This window comes from Pseudomonadota bacterium (assembly GCA_038533575.1).
Lineage (GTDB): Bacteria > Pseudomonadota > Alphaproteobacteria > Rhodobacterales > Rhodobacteraceae > Shimia_B.
In genome coordinates, this window is sequence record JBCAYL010000003.1 from 137381 (window position 1) to 159350 (window position 21970).

At 66.9% G+C, this 21970-nt stretch carries 21 protein-coding genes; 13 read left to right on the forward strand and 8 right to left on the reverse strand.

Translation table 11 applies throughout. The features are described 5' to 3' along the window. Window positions 1-19 precede the first annotated feature (19 nt). Together AAFM92_14645 and AAFM92_14650 are read right to left on the reverse strand one after the other, a co-directional pair. Window positions 20-739 (reverse strand): heparin lyase I family protein, encoded by a 720-nt coding sequence (locus AAFM92_14645; GenBank protein MEL7301617.1) that lies wholly within the window; start codon window positions 737-739, stop codon window positions 20-22. Window positions 740-873: 134 nt separating this feature from the next. Then, window positions 874-2085 carry a Hint domain-containing protein gene (locus AAFM92_14650; protein ID MEL7301618.1) on the reverse strand — a complete coding sequence of 404 codons (1212 nt, stop codon included), beginning with the start codon at window positions 2083-2085 and terminating at the stop codon, window positions 874-876. A gap of 238 nt (window positions 2086-2323) precedes the next feature. Here AAFM92_14650 and trxA point away from each other — a divergent pair, with 238 nt between their 5' ends. From trxA to AAFM92_14665, 3 genes are read left to right on the forward strand one after another with little or no spacing between them, the layout of a single operon-like run. Then, entirely contained in the window at window positions 2324-3232 is a 909-nt protein-coding gene (gene trxA / locus AAFM92_14655; GenBank protein MEL7301619.1) for a thioredoxin, read from the forward strand. A gap of 26 nt (window positions 3233-3258) precedes the next feature. Then, complete coding sequence (locus tag AAFM92_14660) at window positions 3259-3897, forward strand: LON peptidase substrate-binding domain-containing protein (protein MEL7301620.1); 639 nt, start codon at window positions 3259-3261, stop codon at window positions 3895-3897. Between the two features lie 20 nt (window positions 3898-3917). Beyond that, window positions 3918-4070, forward strand: coding sequence for a Trm112 family protein (locus AAFM92_14665; protein ID MEL7301621.1), 153 nt, complete (start codon window positions 3918-3920; stop codon window positions 4068-4070). A gap of 132 nt (window positions 4071-4202) precedes the next feature. On the opposite strand, the gene AAFM92_14670 is transcribed toward AAFM92_14665, so the two are convergent. Continuing rightward, entirely contained in the window at window positions 4203-5423 is a 1221-nt protein-coding gene (locus AAFM92_14670) for a UbiH/UbiF/VisC/COQ6 family ubiquinone biosynthesis hydroxylase (protein MEL7301622.1), read from the reverse strand. A 53-nt stretch (window positions 5424-5476) separates the two neighbouring features. On the opposite strand from AAFM92_14670, the gene AAFM92_14675 reads away from it, so the two are divergent. From AAFM92_14675 to AAFM92_14690, 4 genes are all read left to right on the forward strand, one after another. After that, complete coding sequence (locus AAFM92_14675) at window positions 5477-6808, forward strand: amidase family protein (protein ID MEL7301623.1); 1332 nt, start codon at window positions 5477-5479, stop codon at window positions 6806-6808. Window positions 6809-6946: 138 nt separating this feature from the next. Next, window positions 6947-8137 carry an aminotransferase class I/II-fold pyridoxal phosphate-dependent enzyme gene (locus tag AAFM92_14680; GenBank protein ID MEL7301624.1) on the forward strand — a complete coding sequence of 397 codons (1191 nt, stop codon included), beginning with the start codon at window positions 6947-6949 and terminating at the stop codon, window positions 8135-8137. A 4-nt stretch (window positions 8138-8141) separates the two neighbouring features. Beyond that, on the forward strand, window positions 8142-11090 hold the full coding sequence (locus AAFM92_14685; protein ID MEL7301625.1) for a DNA translocase FtsK 4TM domain-containing protein: 2949 nt from the start codon (window positions 8142-8144) through the stop codon (window positions 11088-11090). A 91-nt stretch (window positions 11091-11181) separates the two neighbouring features. After that, window positions 11182-11781, forward strand: a complete 600-nt coding sequence (locus AAFM92_14690; GenBank protein ID MEL7301626.1) for an outer membrane lipoprotein carrier protein LolA — start codon at window positions 11182-11184, stop codon at window positions 11779-11781. 103 nt (window positions 11782-11884) lie between these two features. Here the strand turns inward: AAFM92_14690 and AAFM92_14695 are convergent, their stop codons facing one another. After that, window positions 11885-12472 (reverse strand): lytic transglycosylase, encoded by a 588-nt coding sequence (locus tag AAFM92_14695; GenBank protein ID MEL7301627.1) that lies wholly within the window; start codon window positions 12470-12472, stop codon window positions 11885-11887. A 74-nt stretch (window positions 12473-12546) separates the two neighbouring features. Next, window positions 12547-13428 carry an AEC family transporter gene (locus tag AAFM92_14700; GenBank protein MEL7301628.1) on the reverse strand — a complete coding sequence of 294 codons (882 nt, stop codon included), beginning with the start codon at window positions 13426-13428 and terminating at the stop codon, window positions 12547-12549. Window positions 13429-13490: 62 nt separating this feature from the next. On the opposite strand from AAFM92_14700, the gene hspQ reads away from it, so the two are divergent. Further along, the gene (gene hspQ, locus AAFM92_14705) at window positions 13491-13817 is read left to right on the forward strand and encodes a heat shock protein HspQ (protein MEL7301629.1); all 327 of its coding nucleotides are present in this window, start codon (window positions 13491-13493) and stop codon (window positions 13815-13817) included. A gap of 34 nt (window positions 13818-13851) precedes the next feature. Here the strand turns inward: hspQ and AAFM92_14710 are convergent, their stop codons facing one another. The 3 genes from AAFM92_14710 to AAFM92_14720 form a co-directional block, all read right to left on the reverse strand. Next, window positions 13852-15429, reverse strand: a complete 1578-nt coding sequence (locus AAFM92_14710; protein MEL7301630.1) for a gamma-glutamyltransferase family protein — start codon at window positions 15427-15429, stop codon at window positions 13852-13854. A 369-nt stretch (window positions 15430-15798) separates the two neighbouring features. Continuing rightward, complete coding sequence (locus AAFM92_14715) at window positions 15799-16254, reverse strand: ATP-binding protein (GenBank protein MEL7301631.1); 456 nt, start codon at window positions 16252-16254, stop codon at window positions 15799-15801. Between the two features lie 9 nt (window positions 16255-16263). After that, window positions 16264-16602 (reverse strand): STAS domain-containing protein, encoded by a 339-nt coding sequence (locus AAFM92_14720; GenBank protein MEL7301632.1) that lies wholly within the window; start codon window positions 16600-16602, stop codon window positions 16264-16266. Between the two features lie 80 nt (window positions 16603-16682). Between AAFM92_14720 and AAFM92_14725 the strand changes: the two genes are divergently transcribed. The 5 genes from AAFM92_14725 to AAFM92_14745 all read left to right on the forward strand — a co-directional run bounded on the left by AAFM92_14725 (window position 16683) and on the right by AAFM92_14745 (window position 21929). After that, the gene (locus tag AAFM92_14725) at window positions 16683-17828 is read left to right on the forward strand and encodes an acetyl-CoA C-acyltransferase (GenBank protein ID MEL7301633.1); all 1146 of its coding nucleotides are present in this window, start codon (window positions 16683-16685) and stop codon (window positions 17826-17828) included. Continuing rightward, on the forward strand, window positions 17828-18325 hold the full coding sequence (locus AAFM92_14730; GenBank protein MEL7301634.1) for a GAF domain-containing protein: 498 nt from the start codon (window positions 17828-17830) through the stop codon (window positions 18323-18325). Before AAFM92_14725 ends, AAFM92_14730 begins: the two co-directional genes overlap by 1 nt. A gap of 84 nt (window positions 18326-18409) precedes the next feature. After that, entirely contained in the window at window positions 18410-18979 is a 570-nt protein-coding gene (locus AAFM92_14735; GenBank protein ID MEL7301635.1) for a helix-turn-helix domain-containing protein, read from the forward strand. A 47-nt stretch (window positions 18980-19026) separates the two neighbouring features. Continuing rightward, window positions 19027-21477, forward strand: coding sequence for an FAD-dependent oxidoreductase (locus AAFM92_14740; GenBank protein ID MEL7301636.1), 2451 nt, complete (start codon window positions 19027-19029; stop codon window positions 21475-21477). Beyond that, window positions 21474-21929 carry a pyridoxamine 5'-phosphate oxidase family protein gene (locus AAFM92_14745; GenBank protein MEL7301637.1) on the forward strand — a complete coding sequence of 152 codons (456 nt, stop codon included), beginning with the start codon at window positions 21474-21476 and terminating at the stop codon, window positions 21927-21929. Before AAFM92_14740 ends, AAFM92_14745 begins: the two co-directional genes overlap by 4 nt. Window positions 21930-21970: the final 41 nt, after the last annotated feature.

Consider the following 21970-nt stretch of genomic DNA (forward strand, 5'->3'; position numbering starts at 1 on the left):
CGCGTGACGCCTGCGGTCATCAGGGCAGTCGCACCTCCGCCTCGGACCTGCCCCGTCGGATATGGTCGAAGACCACGGTCTGGGTCGGCACGGTCCCTTGGTAGCGTGACACGAAGGTGCGGTAGATGCCGAACTTCATCGTGGGCGCCACGTTTCGCACGAGATTGCGGCCTCTGTGCTGGTGGACGAGGCGATCCCCCACCCAGACATTGATCTTGCCATTTGCCCCGGTGGACCAGACGGCTTCCACCTTGATGTCGAGCCAGCGGTTTCGGCTTTGGCCTGCGCGCACGATCACCTTGTCCACGAGCGGCTTCGGGGGGTTCATGTCATCGGTCTGCGGATTGGTGGGGTCGGACTGGATGAGAACGAGCCCCTCCTGGTAGAGGTTGAGGCCAAGCGTGACTTCACCCGACCCGCTGATGTCCTGAAACTGAAGCAGGTTCGTATTGGCAGGGTCGATGGGCGGCGTGGAGGCGGGGATCAGGATCGACACCGCGTACCATTCGGGCCGGTCGAGCGCGACATTGCCGCGATCACGGATCTCAGAGCGTTCGCGATCTTTGGCACAATCGTTGAAGCCACCCGGCGAGCGGCCGCACTGACCATCAGCCACACGGAACACCAAGGCCGTATCGCCCTCCCTGACGGGGGAAGAGATCGTCTGGGGTTTGTTGTTACGGATTGTGTGCTCGACGCGAAGGCCCGCGATGTCCTGAGCAGCGGCTGACGCAGCCATGAGTGCCACTCCGAACGCGAGCGACAAGCCTCTGATAAGATACATAAAAACTCCCTCGATTTGGGGGACGGTAGCGTAGCGCTGGCGCCCGCGTCAAAGGTCGAAATCGAGAATACGCTGCGACACAGGTGCGCTCAGTGCAGGTCGCGCCCTGAAAGGAGGGGCTTCGCCGTCTTTCCGTGCCGCGCGACGAGGCGCTTCTGGCGTCTGCCCGGGGGAATGGGGGCCGCGGGCGGGGCGTGCTCCATGAGATCGGGAAAGAGCGCTGTGAGCTCGGCCCGGGCTGCTGGGCTCACCGCCCGCAGGGCCTCGCGCCCCGTGAAGAGGCTCTCGGAGGGGGCGCCCTCGGCATAGACGATATCGTGCTGGTCGAGCAGGAAATGCACGTATTCCACTTCCGTGCAGTCCGTGTCGATCTCGATGCCCGGCAGCCCCACGAGGTGGATCGCGGCGACAAGCACCGAGGGCGTGTCGAACATGCGCTGCGCAATGGGGGAGGAGACGAGCACCCGGTGCTGGCGCGAAACGCGGAGCGTGCGATGAGGGAGACCGCAGCCCAGCGCCCCCGGCCCGATCTTCACCGGGCGCAGCTTCGGATTGGCCTCGAGATGGGCGCGGGACAGCCGGCGCCGGGCGATCCAGCGGATGGGCCGCGGCACGCCACTCTGCGTCTGGACGAAATCGCCGGAGCCGAGCGCCTCCACCGTGGTGACCTCGCCCCCGGGGAGCTCGATGCGGGTGCCCGCGGTGAAGCACACGACGACGGAGCCGTCATCCGAGAGGTCCACGTCGTTGCTGTAGATATCGTCCTCGCCGCTCGAGTAGTCCGGATCGAAGACGAAGGCCTCCCATCCCGGGCGGTCGGACACGTCATCGGGATCCACGAGCTGGAGCGTGTTGCCCGGCGTGTAGACGTCGCCGAGGCTGTCGCTGTCGGCGTCGAACCCACGGGACACGATCGCGCCCACGTAGTCGTTGTCGATGGTGACGTGGCTGATGCGGAAATACTGGCCGGTGTCCTCGTCGAACGCGATGAAGGAGTAATCCGTCTCGATGCGCGTACCGGCCGCGTAGGTTTCGCCGCCAATGGTAACGGAGGCTGCGAGGGTGGAGTTATTGTCATCGCCGAGGACGTCGCCCTCGATGGTGACGCGGGCATCACCAAAGCTGTCGAAGGATATGCGCGCGCCCTCCTCCGCCTCGCCGCCGTTGGTCTCGTTGCCGGGATTGGTCTCTAGGGCCAGCTCGTCTTCGTCTTCGTCCTCATCTTCATCTTCGTCCTCGTCCTCGTCTCCGAGGCCGTCATTGATGTTGTCTGGGGTGACGATCAGGAAGGTCAGTGGCATGGCGCGCTCCCGGCGACTCAACTCAAGGTAGCGTGATGGGCGGTCGGCGCACGTCCACCTCTGTCGGCGAAGATGGGCTCGGATGGCCGATGCCCGCCTAAAATGCGCAGGATTGTCCTAAATTTTGAAACGCGGTGGTTCCCCACTCGCGCCAATGCCCTGGTTTCGCCCCAGCCCTTCACTTTCAGGCGGCCCGCGCGCATATGTGCCGCGACACACCAACATGACGGAGCCGGACATGCTCGAGCTCAACGCAGGCCCCGAAGCGGGCGATCTCATCAAGGACGGAACGGAAGCCACCTTCATGGCCGACGTCGTCGAAGCCTCCGAGGAGGTGCCCGTCATCGTGGATTTCTGGGCCACGTGGTGCGGCCCCTGCAAGACGCTGACCCCGGCCCTCGAAGCGGCGGTGACGAAGGCGAAGGGCGCGGTGAAGCTCGTCAAGGTAGATGTCGACCAGAACCAGGCCATCGCCGCGCAGCTGCGCATCCAGTCGATCCCCACGGTCTACGCCTTCTACAAGGGCCAGCCCATCGACGGCTTCCAGGGCGCGCTGCCGCCCTCGGAGGTGGACGCCTTCATCGAGAAGGTCGCGCAGGCCGCGGGCGGCAGCGCCGATGGCGGGCTCTCGGACGCGGTGGCCGCCGCCGAAGAGATGCTCGAGGAAGGCGCGGCCGTGGACGCGGCGCAGACTTTCGCCGCGATCCTTGAGGAAGACGGGGCCAATGCTCCGGCCTATGGCGGGCTCGTTCGGGCCCATCTCGCGCTGGGCGATCTCGAGCAGGCGGAGGCGATTCTGAACGGCGCGCCTGCCGAGATCAGCGACGCCGCCGAGCTCGAGGCGGCCCGCGCGCAGCTCGAGCTTGCGCGGCAGGCGGCCGGGGCGGGCCCCGTGGCGGAGCTGCGCTCGGCCGTGGAGGCCAATCCCGAGGATCATCAGGCGCGCTTTGACCTCGCGCAGGCCATGCATGCCACCGGCGATGCCGCGGGGGCCGTGGACGAGCTCCTCGAGCTCTTCCGCCGCGACCGCGAGTGGAACGATGGCGCCGCCAAGGCGCAGCTTTTCACGATCTTCGATGCGCTCAAGCCCAACGACCCCGTCGTTCTGAATGGGCGGCGTCGGCTTTCTTCCATGATATTTGTCTGAGGTGCCTCAGGCACTACGATCAAAGCATGGCTTGGACTGGCGACCTCCCCGACACGATCCCGATCTTTCCGCTGCCGGGGGCGTTGCTCCTGCCACGGTCCCGGCTGCCCCTGCACCTCTTCGAGCCTCGCTACCTCGCCATGCTCGAGGATTGCCTCAAGACACGGCACAGGCTCATCGGGATGATCGCTCCCTACGAGAGCCCGGGCGGCGAAAAGCTCCATACCATCGGCTGTGCAGGGCGCGTGAGCGCGTTCTCCGAGACAGACGATGGCCGCTACATGATCACGCTCGCGGGCATCTCGCGCTTCCGCGTGAAGGAGGAGGTCTCCGGCTTCACGCCCTACCGGCGCTGCGAGGTGGACTGGTCGGGATTTGACCGCGACATCGGTCCTGCCGAGAAGGACGGCCATTTCGAACGCAAAGAGTTCATGGAGCTCCTGCGGCGCTATTTCGCCTCCCAGAGCCTCTCGACCGACTGGGAGAGCCTGCAGGAGGCCGAGGACGAGCTCCTCGTCAATTCGCTCTCCATGCTCTGCCCCTTCGAGCCCGAGGAAAAGCAGGCGCTGCTCGAGGCACCCTCCCTCGGCACCCGCCGCGAGACCCTTGTCACGCTCATCGAATACGCGCTCCGCGGCGGGCAGGCCGACGAGGTCATGCAGTGACCGTCGCCTTCGATCGCAAGATGCTCGAAGTGCTCGTCTGCCCGCAAACCCGCCAGCGCCTGAGCTACGACGCCGAGGCGCAGGAGCTTATCTCCAAGGCCGCGCACCTGGCCTTCCCCATCCGCGACGGGATCCCCGTGCTCTTGGTGGACGAGGCGCGTCAGCTCGACTGACGGCGCGTGCGGGTGGACCGGGATCGAGGGGCCAGCCCCTCAAACTCCCCGAGGTACCCAGCACAAAGAAACCGGGATCGGCGCTCGGCCTCGCCTTCTTTGTGCCCGTACATCCGCCGGAGGCCGGTCCCGCTAGATCGGTTCGCCGCGAAGCAGCTTCGGAAGATCCCCTGTCAGACCCGCCGCCTCCCGCATGAAGCCGCGGCGCAGGCCGGGCAGCGCGTTGACCGCGCCCATCCCGAGATCGCGCAGCGCCCGCAGGCCGGGGCGGTCATTGGAGAAGAGCCGGTTGAAGCTGTCGGTGGCCAGCGCGAGCGTCGCGGTGTCGAAGCGCCGCCAGCGCTGGTAGCGCGCGAGGACGGCGCCGCTGCCGATGTCTTCGCCGCGGGCGCGGGCCTCCGAGAGGACCTCGGTGAGGGCCGCGACGTCGCGCATGCCCGCGTTGAGGCCCTGGCCCGCGATGGGGTGGATGCCGTGGGCGGCGTCCCCCACGAGGGCCACGCGGTCGGCGACGAAGCTCTTCGCGAGTGAGAGGTTGAGCGGGTAGGTGAAGCGGTCGCCTGCCAGCGACACCGCGCCGAGGAAATCGCCGAAGCGCGGGCGGAGAACGGCGAGGTAGGCCGCGTCATCCATCTCCGCGATGGCCCGAGCGCGGGCCTCGGCCTCGGTCCAGACGACGCCCACGCGATTCTCGGTGAGGGGCAGGATCGCCAACGGGCCCTCGGGGAGGAAGAGCTGGTGCGCGACGCCGCCATGGGGCTTTTCCACGTGGAGCGCGCAGACGAGGGAAGTCTGCCCGTAGGGCCAGGCCATCCGGCCGATCCCGGCACGCTGGGCCGTTCCCGAACCGCGCCCGTCGCAGCCGATGAGAAGGGGCGCGCTGAGGGTCTTGCCGTCTTCCAGCGCCACCTCCGCATGTCCGGGTGACACGCGCTGGTCCACGACGCGGGTCTTGGCGAGGTGGGTGAAACGCGGCTCTGCCGTCTCGGCCTCGAGGAGTGCGAGACGGGCGTGGCGGTCCTCGACCATGTAGCCCATGGGATCGGGCCCGATCTCGGCATGGTCGAAATGCATGAAGAAAGGGGCGGGCCGCTGCCCGGTGCGGCCGTCGCTGACCTTGATGGCGCGCATCGCCTCCGCATTGGGCGCGAGCGCCTCCCAGAGCCCCAGCTGCCCCAGCATCCGTGTCGTGGCGAGCGCCATGGCGTAGCTCCGCCCGTCGAAGCCGCGCTTTTTCCGCGTGGCTTTCGGGAGCGCGTCGAGGAGCGTCACGTCGAAGCCCTGCCGCGCGAGGGCGAGGGCGAGGGTGGAGCCGACGATGCCGCCGCCGGTGATGAGGATATCGCTTTGCACGGGATGAGATATGGCGAAGGATGGCGCGAAGTAAATGCGAGGGGCGGCGCGGAATGGACTGGCGCGACAAAACGGCGGCGGAGCAGGGCCGCGCGATCGGCACAGGCGCGCTCGATCCTGTGGAGCTCGCCGAGCTCTATCTGGAGGCGTCCGCCGCTCACCCCTTGCACGACAGGATCTATGCGCGCCTCACAGCGCCGCGGGCCCGCGCGGAAGCGGAGGCGGCGCGCGCCCGGGCCCGCACCGGCACGCGCCGCGGCCCGCTCGACGGGGTGCCGATCTCCTGGAAGGACTTGTTCGATACGGCGGGCGTGGTCACGGAGGCGGGCTCGGCCCTCCTCGAAGGTCGGGTACCCGCGCGGGACGCGGAGGTCCTGGCGGCGGCCACGGCACAGGGGCTCGTCTGCCTCGGCAAGACCCACATGTCGGAGCTGGCCTTTTCCGGGTTGGGCTACAATCCGATCACGGCCACATCGCCTTGCGTTCATGATCCGGACTGCGTGTCGGGCGGCTCTTCCTCCGGCGCGGCGGCCTCCGTGGCTCACGGGCTCGCAGCGGCAGGAATCGGCACCGATACCGGCGGCTCGGTGCGGATCCCCGCGGCATGGAACGATCTCGTGGGGCTCAAGACCACGGCCGGTCGGATTTCCAATGCAGGCCTCGTCCCGCTCTGCGCGCGGTTTGACACGGTGGGCCCTCTGACGCGCAGCGTGGAGGATGCCGCGCTCCTCCTCGCGGCGCTCGAAGGGCGGCGGCCCGCGGATTTGCTCGGCGCCGGGCTGTCTGGCGCGCGGCTCCTCGTGCTCGAGAGCATCGTCTTCGACGACATCGAGGAAGCGCCCGCTACCGCCTACGAGATGGCCGCTGCGCGGCTCTCGGCGACGGGGGCGGTTCTTGAGCGTGCGCCGTCGGTGGAGATTGAGGAGGCGTTTTCCTTTGCGCTCTCTCTCTACACGGCGGAGGCCTACGGTCTCTGGCGGGACGTGATAGAAGCCGCGCCGGAGAAGATGTTTCCCGAGATCCTCGAACGCTTCCGGCTCGGCGCGGGCGTCTCCGCGGCCGACTACGTGGCCGGCTGGGCGCGCCTCACGCGGCTCAGGCAGGCCTTCTTTGCCGCGACGGCGGGATACGACGCGGTCATCATGCCCTCCTGCCCGATCCTGCCGCCCCAGATCGCACGGCTTGGCACCGACCATGACTACTACGTCTCGCGCAATCTCTACACGCTGCGGAACACGCGCGTGGCCAACCTCATGGGCGCGGCGTCGCTGACCCTGCCCACCGGGGTGCCCTCTTGCGGGCTCATGCTGATGGTGCCGCCGATGCAGGAGGAGCGGCTCCTGAGGCTGGGCGCTGCGGCGGAACGGGCGCTGGCTGCGGCGTGAGCGCGGGAGTGTGGCCGATAGGGTGCATCGCCGTGGCGCTGCCGCGCGGCGCGCGACCTTTCATATGGACGGGTGAGTCCGTGCTGGGCTAGAACTCCTGCAATACGGGGCAAAAGACCCCGATCTGAGGCAGTAGTGATGACCCCCGAGAGGTACCGTTCCCTCCCTGATGCCACGTGGCCGCGTCTGCGGGCGCTGCTCGACGCCCATGCGCCGGGGGGCGTGCCTGTGAACATGACCATCGGGGAGCCGAAGCACCCGTTTCCCGACTGGCTGCCCGAAATGCTCGCCAGCCACAGTGCCGAATACGGGCGCTACCCAGACAATACCGGCCTGCCGGAGCTGCGCGCGGCGATCGCGGCTTGGATCGCGCGGCGCTACGGGGTGACTGTCGACCCCGACAGCCAAGTCATGGCCCTGAACGGGACGCGAGAGGGGCTCTTCAACGCCGCGCTTGCGCTCGCGCCCGATGCCGGGAGCGGGGCAAAGCCCGCGGTGCTGTTGCCCAATCCGTTCTATCCGGTCTACGGCATCGCGGCGCTCTCGGTGGGGGCGGAGCCTATCTATGTGCCCGCCACGGCGGAGACGGGCCACCTGCCGGACTATGCCAGCCTGCCTGAAGAGGTGCTCAACCGGACCTCCATCGCCTATATCTGCTCGCCCGCGAACCCGCAGGGCCGTGTGGCCACGCCCGACTATTGGAATGACCTTCTGGCCCTCGCGGAGCGCTACGATTTCCGCATCTTTTCAGACGAATGCTACTCCGAGATCTACCGCCACGCGCCGCCGCCGGGCGGGCTGGAGATGGCCGCCGCCCACGGCGCAGATCCTGAGCGTGTCACCGTTTTCCATTCGCTCTCGAAGCGGTCGAACCTGCCGGGCCTGCGCTCGGGCTTCGTGGCGGGCGGGCCACGCTCGATGACAGAGATCAAGCGGATGCGCGCGCTGGCGGGCGCGCCCCTGCCCAATCCGGTGCAGCGTGTGAGCGCCGCGGTTTGGGCCGATGAAGACCACGTGGTCGAGAACCGCCGCCAATATTCGGACAAATTTCAACAAGCTGACCACATTTTCGCCGAGATTGAGGGCTACGACAGCCCCGAGGCCGGCTTTTTCCTCTGGCTCCGCGTGGGCGGGGGCGAAGCGTTCGCAGAAGCGCTGTGGAAGGACACCGGCGTGCGCACCCTGCCGGGGGCGTATTTGAGCAGAGACGTCCGGGGCATGAACCCCGGCGCTGATTACATCAGGGTGGCGCTCGTGGCCCCCATGGAAGAGACGATCCGCGGCCTCACCACGCTGCGGGACTTTCTCGTGACTACAGGACGAGGCTGACGACATGGCGTATCAGACCCAGGGGCGTGACCCGCTACTTGACCAAGGCATGCAGGAGGCGCTTGAGCGCCGGGGCCGGGAGCTTCTCGGCGTGCTTCTGGCGGCAGTGGGACTCGCGGCCGCGGTGATGATCCTGACCTATTCGCCCGATGATCCGAACTGGATGGTGGCCACAGATGCGCCGGTCCAGAACTGGCTCGGGCGCACCGGGGCCACGGTGGCGGCGCCGCTCTTCATGATTGTGGGCTGGGGCGCGCTCGGCCTTGCGGTGCTCTTCATGGTCTGGGGCGCACGTTTCACGCTTGATCTCGGGCGCGAGCGCGCCTTCAGCCGGCTGATCTTCGCGCCCATCGCCGTGGCGCTCATGGCGATCTACGCCGCGACGCTGGCCCCGCCGGCTGATTGGGGGCATTCCTTCGGGCTTGGCGGCCTTTTCGGGGACACGGTCCTGCTCATGGTGTTGCAGATCGTGCCGTGGTCTGCGGCGCTGGGCGCAAAACTCATCTCCTTTGTCGCGGCGCTTCTCATGCTCTCCCTCACCGCCTTCGTGCTGGGCTTCACGTGGAACGAGCTCTACCGGCTGTCGCGCTGGATGCTCGTGGGCCTCGTTCTGCTTTATGCTTATGCCATGCGGGTCCTCGGGCGGGGCGCGCAGATTTCCTACGAGAAGAGCCTCGCTGCCGCGCAGGCCTATCAGGCGACCCGTGCCGCGCGCCGCGAGGATGCAGCCGCGAACGAGGAGCTCTGGGCCCAGCACATGGGGGCCGTGGGCGAGGCCGAGGCCGATGCCACCGCCGAGGAGCGCGCGCGCGTGGCGCAGGTCATCCGTCAGAAGCTCGCAGGCCAGGTGGCCGCGCCGCAGCAGGCTGCGGGCGCTCTCGCAGAGCCGAGCCATGGGGCCGCGGCCCCCGCGCCCAAGCCCGCGGAACGGGCCGGTGGCCTCCGCGCCTTTCTGCCGCCGCTCACCCGCCGGGAGCCGCTTGCCGCCGCTCCCGCCGAGATGCCCGAGCCCGAGCTCGTGACCCCGGCCCCCTTCGAGGCCGCCGTGCCGTCCGTCTCCGAGGATCGGGTGCGCTCGAAGATCGCCAAGGCGATCCGCACCCGCGGGCGCGAGGCCACCGACCGCACGATGAAGCTCGAGCCAGAGGCGTCTGTCTCCCAGCTGCTCCGCGCCGAGCCGCAGCTGACGCGGGGCCCGGTGTCGGCCGCACCGCCCGCGCCGGTCATGTTCAACGACGATGAAGACGAGAACATCTTCGACGATTTCGATGATGGCGCGGCCTTCGATGCCATGGAGGGTGAGGCCCTCGCGATCCCCACGCCCGAGCCCAAGCGCGTCGTCCAGCACGCAACGAAGAAGCCGGTAAAGCCGTCGACCCGCGCGCGGCAGGAGGCGCAGCCCAAGCTCGCCTTCGCCGAGGACAAGCCGGACTACGAGCACCCGCCGCTCTCGCTCCTGATGAACCCGGACAAGGTGGAGCGTCATCACCTGAGCGACGAGGCGCTCGAGGAGAATGCGCGCATGCTCGAGAACGTGCTCGATGACTACGGTGTGAAGGGCGAGATTGTGAGCGTGCGCCCTGGCCCCGTGGTCACGATGTACGAGCTGGAGCCCGCGCCGGGCCTCAAGGCCTCCCGCGTCATTGGCCTCGCCGACGATATCGCCCGCTCGATGTCCGCGCTTTCCGCGCGGGTCTCCACCGTGCCGGGCCGGAGCGTCATCGGGATCGAACTGCCGAACGAGAAGCGCGAGATGGTCGCGCTCCGCGAGATCCTGTCTGGCCGCGATTTCGGCGACACGAACATGCGCCTGCCGCTGGCGCTGGGCAAGGATATTGGCGGCGACCCCATCGTGGCGAACCTCGCCAAGATGCCCCACCTCCTGATCGCGGGCACCACGGGCTCCGGTAAGTCCGTGGCGATCAACACCATGATCCTAAGCCTCCTCTACAAGCTCACGCCCGAGGAATGCCGCCTCATCATGATCGACCCGAAGATGCTGGAACTCAGTGTCTATGACGGCATCCCGCATCTCCTCTCTCCCGTGGTGACGGACCCCAAGAAGGCGGTCGTCGCTTTGAAGTGGGTCGTGGGCGAGATGGAGGACCGCTACCGCAAGATGTCCAAGATGGGCGTGCGCAATATCGAGGGCTACAATTCCCGCGTGGCCGACGCGCTCTCAAAGGACGAGATGTTCACGCGGACGGTGCAGACAGGCTTTGACGATGATACGGGCGAGCCGGTCTGGGAGACCGAGGAAATGCAGCCCGAGAAGCTGCCCTACATCGTCGTCATCGTGGACGAGATGGCCGACCTCATGATGGTCGCCGGCAAGGAGATCGAGGCCTGTATCCAGCGCCTGGCGCAGATGGCGCGGGCCTCCGGCATTCACCTCATCATGGCCACACAGCGGCCCTCCGTCGATGTCATCACAGGCACGATCAAGGCGAACTTCCCGACGAGGATCTCCTTCCAGGTGACGTCCAAGGTCGACAGCCGCACGATCCTCGGCGAGCAGGGCGCCGAGCAGCTCCTGGGCATGGGCGACATGCTTTACATGGCCGGCGGTGCGAAGATCACCCGCGTCCACGGGCCGTTCTGCTCCGATGAGGAGGTCGAAGAGATCGTGACCTATCTCAAGGCCTACGGCCCGCCTGATTACGTGGGCGGCGTGGTCGAAGGGCCCGCGGAGGAAAAAGAGAACGACATCGACCTCGTGCTCGGGCTTGCGGGCGGGATCGGCGGCAACACCGACAGCGAGGATGCGCTCTACGACCAGGCCGTGGCGATCGTCATCAAGGACCGGAAGTGCTCGACCTCCTACATCCAGCGCAAGCTCGCCATCGGCTACAACAAGGCCGCGCGCCTCGTGGAGCAGATGGAAGACGAGGGGGTCGTCAGCCCAGCCAACCACGTCGGCAAACGCGAAATCCTCGTCCCCGAGCAAGGCTGATCGGCGCGTTCACGCGGCTGCTATCGCCTAGCACTCGGCAATGACGTCTGGTGGGCTTATGTACGCATGGCCCACCGATGAGAGGTTCGAGATGACACTGACCCGCAGAGCTTTCGGCGCCGCCGCGCTGGCCTTCGCCGCGCTGCCCGTCCGGGCGCAGGAAATCCCGCTTTCGGAGCTCAGCGCCTATCTCAACGGGCTCACCACGGCCACGGGCGCCTTCACGCAAGTCACCGAGGCGGGCGACGTGAGCACGGGGACGATTTACATCAAGCGGCCCGGGCGGGTGCGGTTCGAGTATGATCCGCCCGAACGTGCCATGGTGATCGCGGCAGGCGGGCAGCTCGCCATCTTCGATCCCCGCTCCGACGAGCCCACGCGCTACCCGCTGAACCAGACGCCGCTCTCGATCATACTGGCGCGGGACGTGGATCTCGCGCGGGCGAACATGGTCACCGGCGTCAGGAGCGACGGGCAGACAACGACCGTGCGCGCGCAAGACCCCGACAATCCGGAATACGGGTCCATCGACCTCGTCTTCACGGCCAATCCCGTGGAGCTGCGCCAGTGGGTGATCCGAGACGGCAATGGCGCGGAGACCACCGTGATCCTCGGCGCGCTCGAGACCGGCGGGCGTGTGCGGGACCGGCTTTTCAACATCGTGACCGAGGCCCGTCTCTGGGCACAATGACGGCCCCGCGCGCCCAAGACTTTTCGAAAAGTCTTACAAGGGTTTTCGAAAACCCTTCGCAAAAGTCTTCGAAGACTTTTGGCGCACGCAGGTAGACCGCGGCTCAGATCTTGCGGCAGGCCTGAAGCTGGCTGTGGTAAAGCACCGAGCGGTCGCCTACCTCCCGTGCCACGCGCATCAGCCAGGGCTTGCTCCGATAACTGCCGCGGCGATAGCCGGTGCGGCCATCGTGGTAGGCGAGGTACTGGTTCGTGGCGTCGTTGAGCGGAATGCCGAGCTCCTGATGCGATTTGGCCATGTACCAGCCCATGAAATCGGCGGCGTGGCGGATGTTGTCTCGTCGGGAGCGGAAGCCCCCCTCCTGGTCGCGGTACTCGTCCCACGTGCCGTCGAGGGCCTGCGAATAGCCGAACGCGCTCGACTGGCGTCCCACGGGGATGATGCCTAGCCGGTACCGGAACGGGGTCTTCGCGTCCGAGATGAACTTCGATTCCTGGTAGATCGTCGCCATCTGCACGGCGACCGGCACGCCCCATTTGCGCTCCGCGGCCTTGAAGGCGCGCAGGTAGCCGGAGCGCTGATCGAGGATCGAACAGGCGTTGTCGAGGTTGCGCGGTGCCTCGCCTGACCCTCCGCCGGCGCAGCTCGCCAGAAAGGTCATCAGAATCAATGCGCGGAGGGATCTGCTCATCTGCCTCACTCGCTTATTGGTTTTTCGGTACTCTACCGCATTCGCCCCAGTGGCGAAATCACGATTTGGCGGGATCAGAGGACGAGCGCGAGGAGGAGCGGGAGCGTGACGACGGAAACGGCGGTGGTCAGCACCACAAGGCCCGCCACTGGCGCGGCGTCGGCTCCGTATTTCTCGGCGATGAGGTAGCTCGTGACGGCGGCGGGGGCCGCGAATTGCAGCACGAGGATCCCGAAGGCCACGGGCGGGAGTGCGAAGATGATCCCGATCACCACGGCGGCCCCGCTGCAGAGGCCGAGCTTGAGCGCCGCCATCACCGCCGCGCGCCCGATATTGCCCGGCGAGATGCGCGCGATGGCCACACCCAGCGTGATCAGCATGAGCGGGATGCCAAGCTGACCCACGAGGCGGAGTGTGTTGGTGACAACGTCTGGCGTCTCCCATCCCTGCCAAAGAAAGAGCGCGCCGAGAAGCGTCGCACCCACCATGGGCTCCCTGACTAGGGTGAGCGGATTGGAGGACCGTGTGACGAGCCAGAGACCGATGGTGAACGCAAACACCGTGCTGACGGCGAAGACCACAACGGCATATCCCAGCCCCTCGTCCCCGAAGGCGAAAAAGGCGAGCGGCAGCCCGATATTGCCGGTATTCGACATCACGAGCGGTGCGTGCCAGGTGCGCGGATCGAGCCGCCCGAGTGTCACGACGGCGAGCATGACAAGCGTGAGCGCGGCATAGGTGACGATGGCCGCCACGGTGAGCTGTGTGAGCGCGGCGGGCGCGATCTCGGTCTCCATCAGCGCCACGAAGATGAGCGCGGGGATGCCGAGCGTCATCGCGAGGCGGGTCACGAATTCGACCCGATACTCTAGCCCGAGCTTCACCCAGGCAAAGCCGATGCCCGCCAAGGCGAAGACGGGCGCCACAATTTCGAGCACTGTCAGGGCGAGGTTCACACAGTGTTTCCTTTGATATTTCTAGAGAATCGCCGACACCCAAGGCAGTGGTAGGGGCTGTAATGTTTAAGACGCGCGCGAAATATCACCTGGGCCAAGTCGTCCGGCACCGCAAGCATCCGTTCCGTGGAGTGATTTTCGACGTCGACGCCGAATTTGCGAATACCGAAGAATGGTACGAGTCCATTCCCGAAGATTCGAGACCTCCGAAAGAACAACCCTTCTACCATCTCCTCGCCGAGAACGATCAAAGCTACTACGTGGCCTACGTCTCCGAGCAGAATCTGGTGGCCGATTACTCGGGGCGGCCGGTGGACCATCCCGATATCGGCGATCTTTTCGGACCCTTCGAAGACGGCGGGTACCCGCTGCAATTCCAGCTGAACTGAGCCTCGCGCAAGCCGATTTCCCGGCGCGGAGCGCTCAATAGCCGAGCGCGCAGCCGTCTTTCCGCGGATCAGACGCGCCGATGAGGACCCCGTCCGCCCCGATCTCGATGGCCTGTGCGCCGCCGATTGCCGTGGCCGGGATCGTCACCGCGTGGCCCATGTCGGAGAGTTCCGCGCGGACCGCATCGGAGTAGCCGCGCTCCACCTTGAGCGCGCCTTGATCCGCGAATGAGCGGGGCGCATCGATGGCTGATTGCGCATCCAGGTCGAAATCAACAAGGTTCGTGACGAAACGCGCATGTCCTGTGGCCTGATAGGGCCCACCCATGACGCCAAAGGGCATCGTCACGCTTCCGTTTCTGCGCAGCATGCCCGGGATGATCGTGTGCATCGGGCGCTTGCCGGGGCCCGCCTCGTTGGGGTGGCCGGCTTCGAGCGTGAACCCCGCGCCCCTGTTCTGGAAGAGGATCCCGAAGCGGTCGGAGGCGATGCCGGATCCGAAGCTGTGAAAGATCGAGTAGATCAGGCTCACGCTCATGCCGCTCGCGTCCGCGGTGGTGATGTAGATGGTATCCTTGTGGACCGCTTCCGAGAGCGGCGCGGGATCGGCCATCGCGCGCTTGGGATCGATGAGCCCGGCGAGCCGGGCGGCCGTCTCCTCAGACAGCATATGCTCCAGCCGGGCGGTGTGGTCGGGATCGGCGAGGAGCCGGTTGCGCGCATCGTAGGCAAGCCGCGTCGCTTCCGCCTCGATATGGACGCGCGCCGCGCCCCACGGATCCATGCGCGCGAGGTCAAAATGCTTGAGCATGTTGAGGAGCAGGATCGCCGTTGCACCCTGCCCATTGGGCGGATGCTCCACGAGCTCGAGATCCCCGTACTGGCCGGAAATGGGCTGCGTGTAGTCGGGCGTATTGGCGGCGAAGTCCTCCAGCGCGTGCACGCCGCCCAGCGCGCGGAGGCTGGCGACCATGTCTTCGGCCACCTCTCCCTCGTAGAAGCCCGCACGGCCATCGGCGGCCACGCGGCGCAGGACCTCCGCCTGCATGGGGGATTTGAAGACGCGCCCGGCGGTGAAGGGCGCGCCGTCGTCGGAATATCCGGGCAGGCCCGATGGCTGAAGGTTGCCCACGGCCGCGGCCCAGTCGAATGCGACGCGGGGCGCCACGGGGATGCCCGCCTCGGCGTAGTAGATCGCGGGGGCGAGGATCGAGGCGAGGCCGATCTTGCCGTGGTCTTCCGACAGGCGGCAGATCGCGTCGACCGCACCGGGGATGGTCACGGCTGCCGGGTCGTAGGGGGGCACGGTACCGTGGCCCGCATCGCGCAGCGCCTTTGCCGAAAGCGCGGCGGGCGCGCGGCCAGAGCCATTCAGGGCGATGATGTCCGCCTCGCGCGAGGGCGCGACGAGGGCGAAGAGATCGCCACCGATCCCCGTCATCTGCGGCTCGCATATGCCGAGCAGCACGGCCCCTGCCAAGGCCGCGTCCACCGCGTTTCCACCTGATTCCATGATCTGAACGGCGACCTTGGCCGCGAGCGGATGGGATGTCGCGCACATGCCATTCGTGGCGTAGACCGCGGACCGGCCGGGCAGGTGGAAATCGCGCATGGGCAGCGCCCCCTTCGGAATTTTCTCGCGAGCGCAGACCTAAAGCGGTCGTCCGGAAGCGCAATGGCAAACGACGTGCACCGGCGCAGGGGCGCTGTGAGCCGCTTTTGGGGCCGGGAGGCCGCTTGGAAGGGGAAAAACCCCGGCGTCGCGTTCTGGGTGGGGGCTATGACACACGACGCCGGGGTGAAGCTCTTAGCAGCTACGCCCTTAGGATTGACGTCGGATCGGGCCGCTCAAGCGGAGGGATGGTGGCAGAATCGGGGCAAAGCGCTCCGCGCGAGAAACAAAGTGTCTTCGTCCGTTCCCCTTGTCATTCCGGGCGTCCGAGAGGGTGCCAGGCAGCCTGGGAGAACCGACGGTGCGCCGTCACCCCGGCCCAGCGCCGAGAGTCATGCGGAAGGTCAGGTGGTTTGCCTCCCCGCGCCGTTCGTAGCAGAGATCCTTCGCGAGCTCCCCGATGAGAAACCAGCCAAAGCCGCCCTCGGGCAAGTCCTGCACGGGTACGTCGAGGTTGGCGGGCATTCCCAGTGGCGTCTGCCCGCCGGGCATGGGCTTGCCGAAATCCTGCAGTGCGATCGAGATGCCTCCGGGGACGTAGCTGAGATCGAGCTCGATGCGCCCATCACCAGCCTCTTCGTAGGCATGTTCGGCCACGTTGTTGAGCACCTCGGCGAGCACGAGCTCCACCGTCCCGCGCTCCTCGGGGAGGAAATCGCGCCCCGCCATGTCCGACATCAGCATCTCCAGCGAGGAGCGGACCTCGAAACTGTCCGAGAGGCACCGAACGCGGATGGTGTTCTCGTCGGTTTCCACCTCGATCATCGAGGGACCTCAGGAGGCGCGCGCCGGGACGGCGGCGGTCACATCGGCGTGGATCTCGAAGATCGTGTCCATGCGGGTGAGTTTGAAGACCTTGGCGACCACGGGCGTAAGCCCCGCGAGCTCCAGCCTGTGCGCGCCGTTCAGGAGCTTTTTGGCTGCCACCACGGCGCCGAGGCCCGAACTGTCGATGAAATTGACGCCGGACAGATCGAGCACCACGCGCTCCGGCCCGCCCTCTGTCGCGGCGCGCAGGGCATCCTTGAACTGGATCGCCACCGCCGCGTCGATGCGCGTGTCGATGACCTCAACGATGCGCGTCTGGCCGATATCGCGTGTGCGCACTTCCATGGACTGCCCTTCCTGTCGCCCTCTCGAGAGGCTACGCAGGAAGGATTACCAAACCGTTTGACTACGAAGGGGGCGCTGCCATGCGCGATGTCTACATCACCGGGGCCAAGAGAACGCCCATGGGCGGGCTGCAGGGCGCGCTCAGCTCGGCGCCAGCGGCAGTGCTCGGCGGGGCTGCGATCAAGGCCGCGATGACGGGCGCGCCGGTGGACGAGGTCATCATGGGCTGCGTGCTTCCAGCCGGGCAGGGACAGGCCCCCGCGCGGCAGGCGGCCTTTGCCGCGGGTCTGGGTGAGGAGGTGCCTGCAACCACGGTCAACAAGATGTGCGGCTCCGGCATGAAGGCCGTGATGCTGGCGCACGACCAGATCGCGCTGGGCCACGCGGAGCGCATCATCGCTGGCGGAATGGAGAGCATGAGCCGCGCGCCGTATCTCCTGCCCAAGATGCGCGGCGGGGCGCGGCTGGGCCACGGGCAGGTGATGGATTCGATGTTCCTCGACGGGCTCGAGGACGCCTACGAGCCCGGTCGCCTCATGGGCACGTTCGCAGAGGATTGCGCGGAGGCCTATCAGTTCACCCGCGAGGCGCAGGACGGCTACGCGCTCACCTCGCTCGAGCGAGCCCTGGCGGCGCAGGGCGCGGGCACGCTTGCCGCTGAAATCACGGAGGTGGAGGTGCCCGCGCGGAAGGGCGCCCTGACCGTGGGCGAGGATGAGCAACCAAAGACCGCGCGCCCCGACAAGATCCCCCAGCTGAAGCCCGCCTTCCGCGAGGGCGGGACGGTGACGGCGGCCAATTCCTCCAGCATCAGCGACGGCGCGGCGGCGCTCGAGCTCTCCGCCGACGGGGCGGGCGCCCGGGCGCGCATCGTAGGCCACGCCTCCCACGCCCAGGCGCCCGGCCTCTTCACTACGGCGCCCGTGCCCGCCGCGCAAAAGCTTCTCGAGCGGATCGGCTGGCGCGTGGGCGACGTGGATTTCTGGGAGGTGAACGAGGCCTTCGCCGTCGTGCCCATGGCCTTCATGAAAGAGATGGGGCTCGGCCACGACTTAGTGAACATCCATGGCGGGGCCTGCGCGCTGGGCCATCCCATCGGAGCCTCGGGCGCGCGCATCCTCGTGACGCTGCTCAACGCGCTCGAGGTGACGGGCGGGCGGCGCGGGGTGGCCGCGATCTGCATCGGCGGGGGTGAGTCGACGGCCATCGCCGTGGAGCGCGTCTGATGGACGGCGCGGCGGAGGGGCTGGAAGGTCATGACGGGCTCGGCGGGCTCGAGGCCCGCATCGCCGCGCTCACGGAAGGCGAGACCGACGTCATCGCGCTCATGGCCACGGTGGCCTGCGAGGTGCACCGGAGTGACGCGCGCTTTGACTGGACGGGCTTTTACCGCGTCGTGGCGCCGGAGCTCCTGAAGATCGGGCCCTACCAGGGCGGCCATGGCTGCCTTACGATCCCCTTCGCGCGCGGGGTCTGCGGCGCGGCGGCCCGCGAGCGGCGGGTGCAGCTCGTGCCCGATGTGGAGGCCTTCCCCGGCCACATCGCCTGCGCGTCGAGCACGCGCTCGGAGCTCGTGCTCCCGGTCTTTGCGGGCGACGGTTCCCTGCTCGGGGTCTTCGACATCGACAGCGACCAGCCCGCCGCCTTTACCGAAGCCGATGCGGAGCTCCTGATACGGATCCTCGAAGCGACCTTTCGCGCGGTGCCGACGGCCCCCGCCTAGGGCGCGCACCCGGCGCTGCCGTGAAATTTCGCTTGAAAATTTCACGGCAGCGGGGCCTGATATTTCGAGCATGCGAGGCGCGCCGTGAACACACAAGCCAGCACGACCTTTTCCCTCGGGGCCGATCTTCGCGCCCTCCGGAAGGCGCGTGGGCTGACGCTGCAGGATCTCGCGGAGCGGCTCGAGCGCTCTGTGGGGTGGCTGAGCCAGGTGGAGCGCGATCTCTCTGAGCCCTCCGTGAGCGATCTGAGGCAGCTTGCCGCGGCGCTCGACGTCTCTGTTTCCTCGCTCTTCCGCTCTGACGCCATGGCCGCCGACGATGCGGGCCGGGTAGTGCGCGCTGCCGCGCGGCGGCCCATCGGCTCCCGGGAGGCTGGATTGACGGAAGAGCTCCTGTCGCCTGACCTCACCGACGATTTCGAGATGGTGCGCTCGGTCTTCGAGCCGGGCTCGGCGCTCGCCGTGCCCGTGAGCCGCCCCACACAAGAGGTGGGATACATCATCGAAGGCCAGCTCGATCTCTGGATCGACGGCGCATTGCACAAGCTGCGTGCCGGGGACAGCTTCCGCATACGCGGCGAGAGCTTCCGCTGGGCCAACCCCCATGACACCGCCTGCGTCGCGATCTGGGTGATCGCGCCCCCGGTCTATTGAATTGAGCCCGCGGCCCGCGCCCGCCGCGCCACGAAAGGAGAACCGACATGTCTGACCTGCCCAGCACGGCCCGCGTGGTCATCATCGGAGGAGGCGTCGTGGGCGTCTCTGGCCTCTATCACCTGGCCAAGATGGGCTGGAGCGATTGCGTGCTCCTCGAGAAGAACGAACTCACGGCAGGCAGCACATGGCATGCCGCGGGGAACTGCCCCTCGTTCTCCACCTCCTGGGCGGTGATGAACATGCAGCGCTATTCGCTGTCGCTTTATGCCGGTCTCGCGGAAGAGGTCGACTACCCGATGAACTACCACGTCACGGGCTCCATCCGGCTCGCGCATTCCAAGGAGCGGATGCAGGAATTCGAGCGCGCCGTGGGCATGGGCCGCTACCAGGGCATGGATCTTCATATGATGACCAATGCCGAGATGAAGGAAGCCTATCCCTTTATGGAGACCCACGACCTCGCGGGCGGCATGTGGGACCCCGACGATGGCGATATCGACCCAGCCCAGCTCACGCAGGCGCTGGCCAAAGGCGCGCGCGAGATGGGCGCGAAAATCGCACGGTTCTGCCCCGCGACGGGCGTGCGTCGCGAGGGCGATGAATGGGTCGTTGAGACGGAAAAAGGCGAGATCCGCTGTGAATTCGTTGTGAACGCTGCGGGATATTACGCTCAGCGGGTGGGCGAATGGTTCAAGCCCTATGGCGGGCGCACGGTGCCCATGGCGGTGATGAGCCACCAGTATTTCCTCACCGAGGAAATCCCGGCGCTCAAGGAATGGACGGAGGCCAACGGCCGCAAGATCCCGCTCCTGCGCGACGTCGATAGCTCCTACTACCTCCGGCAGGACAAGAACGGGCTCAACCTCGGCCCCTACGAGAGGAATTGCAAGGCGCACTGGATCACGCCTGACGATCCAATGCCCGACGATTTCTCCTTCCAGCTCTACCCCGACGATCTCGAGCGGCTGGAATGGTACATCGAGGATGCCATGGCGCGCGTGCCGATCCTCGGCGAAGGCGGCGTGGGCCGCAACATCAACGGCCCCATCCCCTACGCGCCGGACGGGCTGCCGCTCGTCGGGCCGATGCCCGGCGTGAAGAATGCTTTCGAGGCCTGCGTCTTCACTTTCGGGATCACGCAGGGCGGCGGCGCGGGCAAGGTGCTCGCCGAATGGATCGTCGAGGGCGAGACCGAGTGGGACATGTGGGCCGTCGATCCGCGCCGCTACACCGACCACACGGATCGCGACTACTGCATCGAGAAGGCCATGGAGGTCTATGGCCACGAATACGGCATGCACTTCCCCTACAAGGAATGGCCGGCGGGGCGGGGGCGCAAGCTTTCCACGCTGCATTCCCGGCTCGAGGCCGCAGGCGCGCAATTCGGCGCCTACAATGGCTGGGAGCGGGCGAACTGGTTTGCCAAAGAGGGCGACGACACTTCGCTCGAGGCGACCGAGACCTGGAGCCGCAATGGCCCGTGGGAGCCGCGCATCCGCGAGGAATGCGAGGCCGTGCGCGACCAATGCGGGATGCTGCCCATTACCGGGTTCTCGCGCTTCAAGGTCGAGGGGCCTGGCGCGCGCGACTTCGTCGATGGCCTTACCGCCTCGCGCCTGCCGAAGCCCGGCCGCGTATCGCTGGCGTACTTCCCGGATTCGCGCGGCCGCATCCTGACCGAGACTTCGGTCATGGTTCATGGAGAGGACGATGTGGGCCTCATCACCGCGGCCACGGCGCAATGGCACGACGCGGAAATTTTCTCGCGCCAGGCGCCGGAGGGGATCACCGTGACCGACCACACGAAGGAGGTCGAGTGTCTCCTCGTGACCGGTCCCAAGGCCCGCGAGATTCTCGCGCCGCTCTGCGAGGGGCACGACCTCTCGGCCTCCTGGCTCTCGGTGAGCTTCGAGGGCACTGTGGCGGGGCAGGAAGCTGCGCTTATCCGCGTTTCCTTCGCCGGCGAGCTCGGCTGGGAAATCCACGCCGCCCCCGAAGCCATGCCCGCGATCTGGGACGCTCTCTACGCCGCAGGCGTGAAGCCCTTTGGAATGTATGCCCTGAATTCCATGCGCATCGAAAAGGGCTACCGCGCGTGGAAAGGTGATCTGAGCACCGACTACACGCTGCTTGAAGGCGGTCTCGACCGGTTCACAAAGCTCGACAAGCCGCAGGACTTCCCGGGCAAGGCAGCGCTGCTCAACGAAAAGCAGCAAGGCTCGAAGAAGAGCTTCGTCACGCTTAAGGTCGAGGCGAACGGCCACGATGCGCCCAACATGTCGACGCTGTGGTCGGGCGATGAGATCGTCGGGGAGACGACGTCCGGCGCGTGGGGCTACCGCGTGGGGCATTCGGTGGCGCTCGGCATGCTCAGGACCGATCTGGCTGTCGAAGGCACGGAGCTTGAGGTCGATATCTTCGGCGAGAAGTTCCGCGCGACGGTGCAGCCGGACGGCCCGCTCTGGGACCCTGACAACAGCCGCCTGCGCGCATGATCGATGCGGGCGTCAAAGCTCTGATTGCCGCGTTCCCGCTCGGGTTCACGGCGACGGTGACGCCCGAGGGCGCGCCCGCCGTGGCACCCAAGGGGACGTTCCTCGTGCTGGATGACGCTACGTTGGGCTTTGCCGATATCCGCTCGCCGGGGACGCTGCGCAATCTGCGGGCCAACCCGGCCTGTGAGATCAATTTCATCGATATTCTGAAGCGAAAGGGCGCGCGGCTTGCCGGGCGCGCGCGGATCGTGCCCAAGGGCGAGGCGGAGTACGACGCGCTCCTGCCCTGTTGGCACGCGGTCTGGCCCGATCTCAGCCACCGCATGCGGGCCTTCGTTCTGGTTGATATTTTCTCGGTCGCCACATATCGCACCCCACCCTACGACGACGGTGCAACGGAGGAAGAGATGGTGGCGATGTACAAGACGAAGTTCGCGGAGATGTACCCATGAGAGCGCCACGAATCTTTGCAAAAATTCGTGTCCGCGGCGGG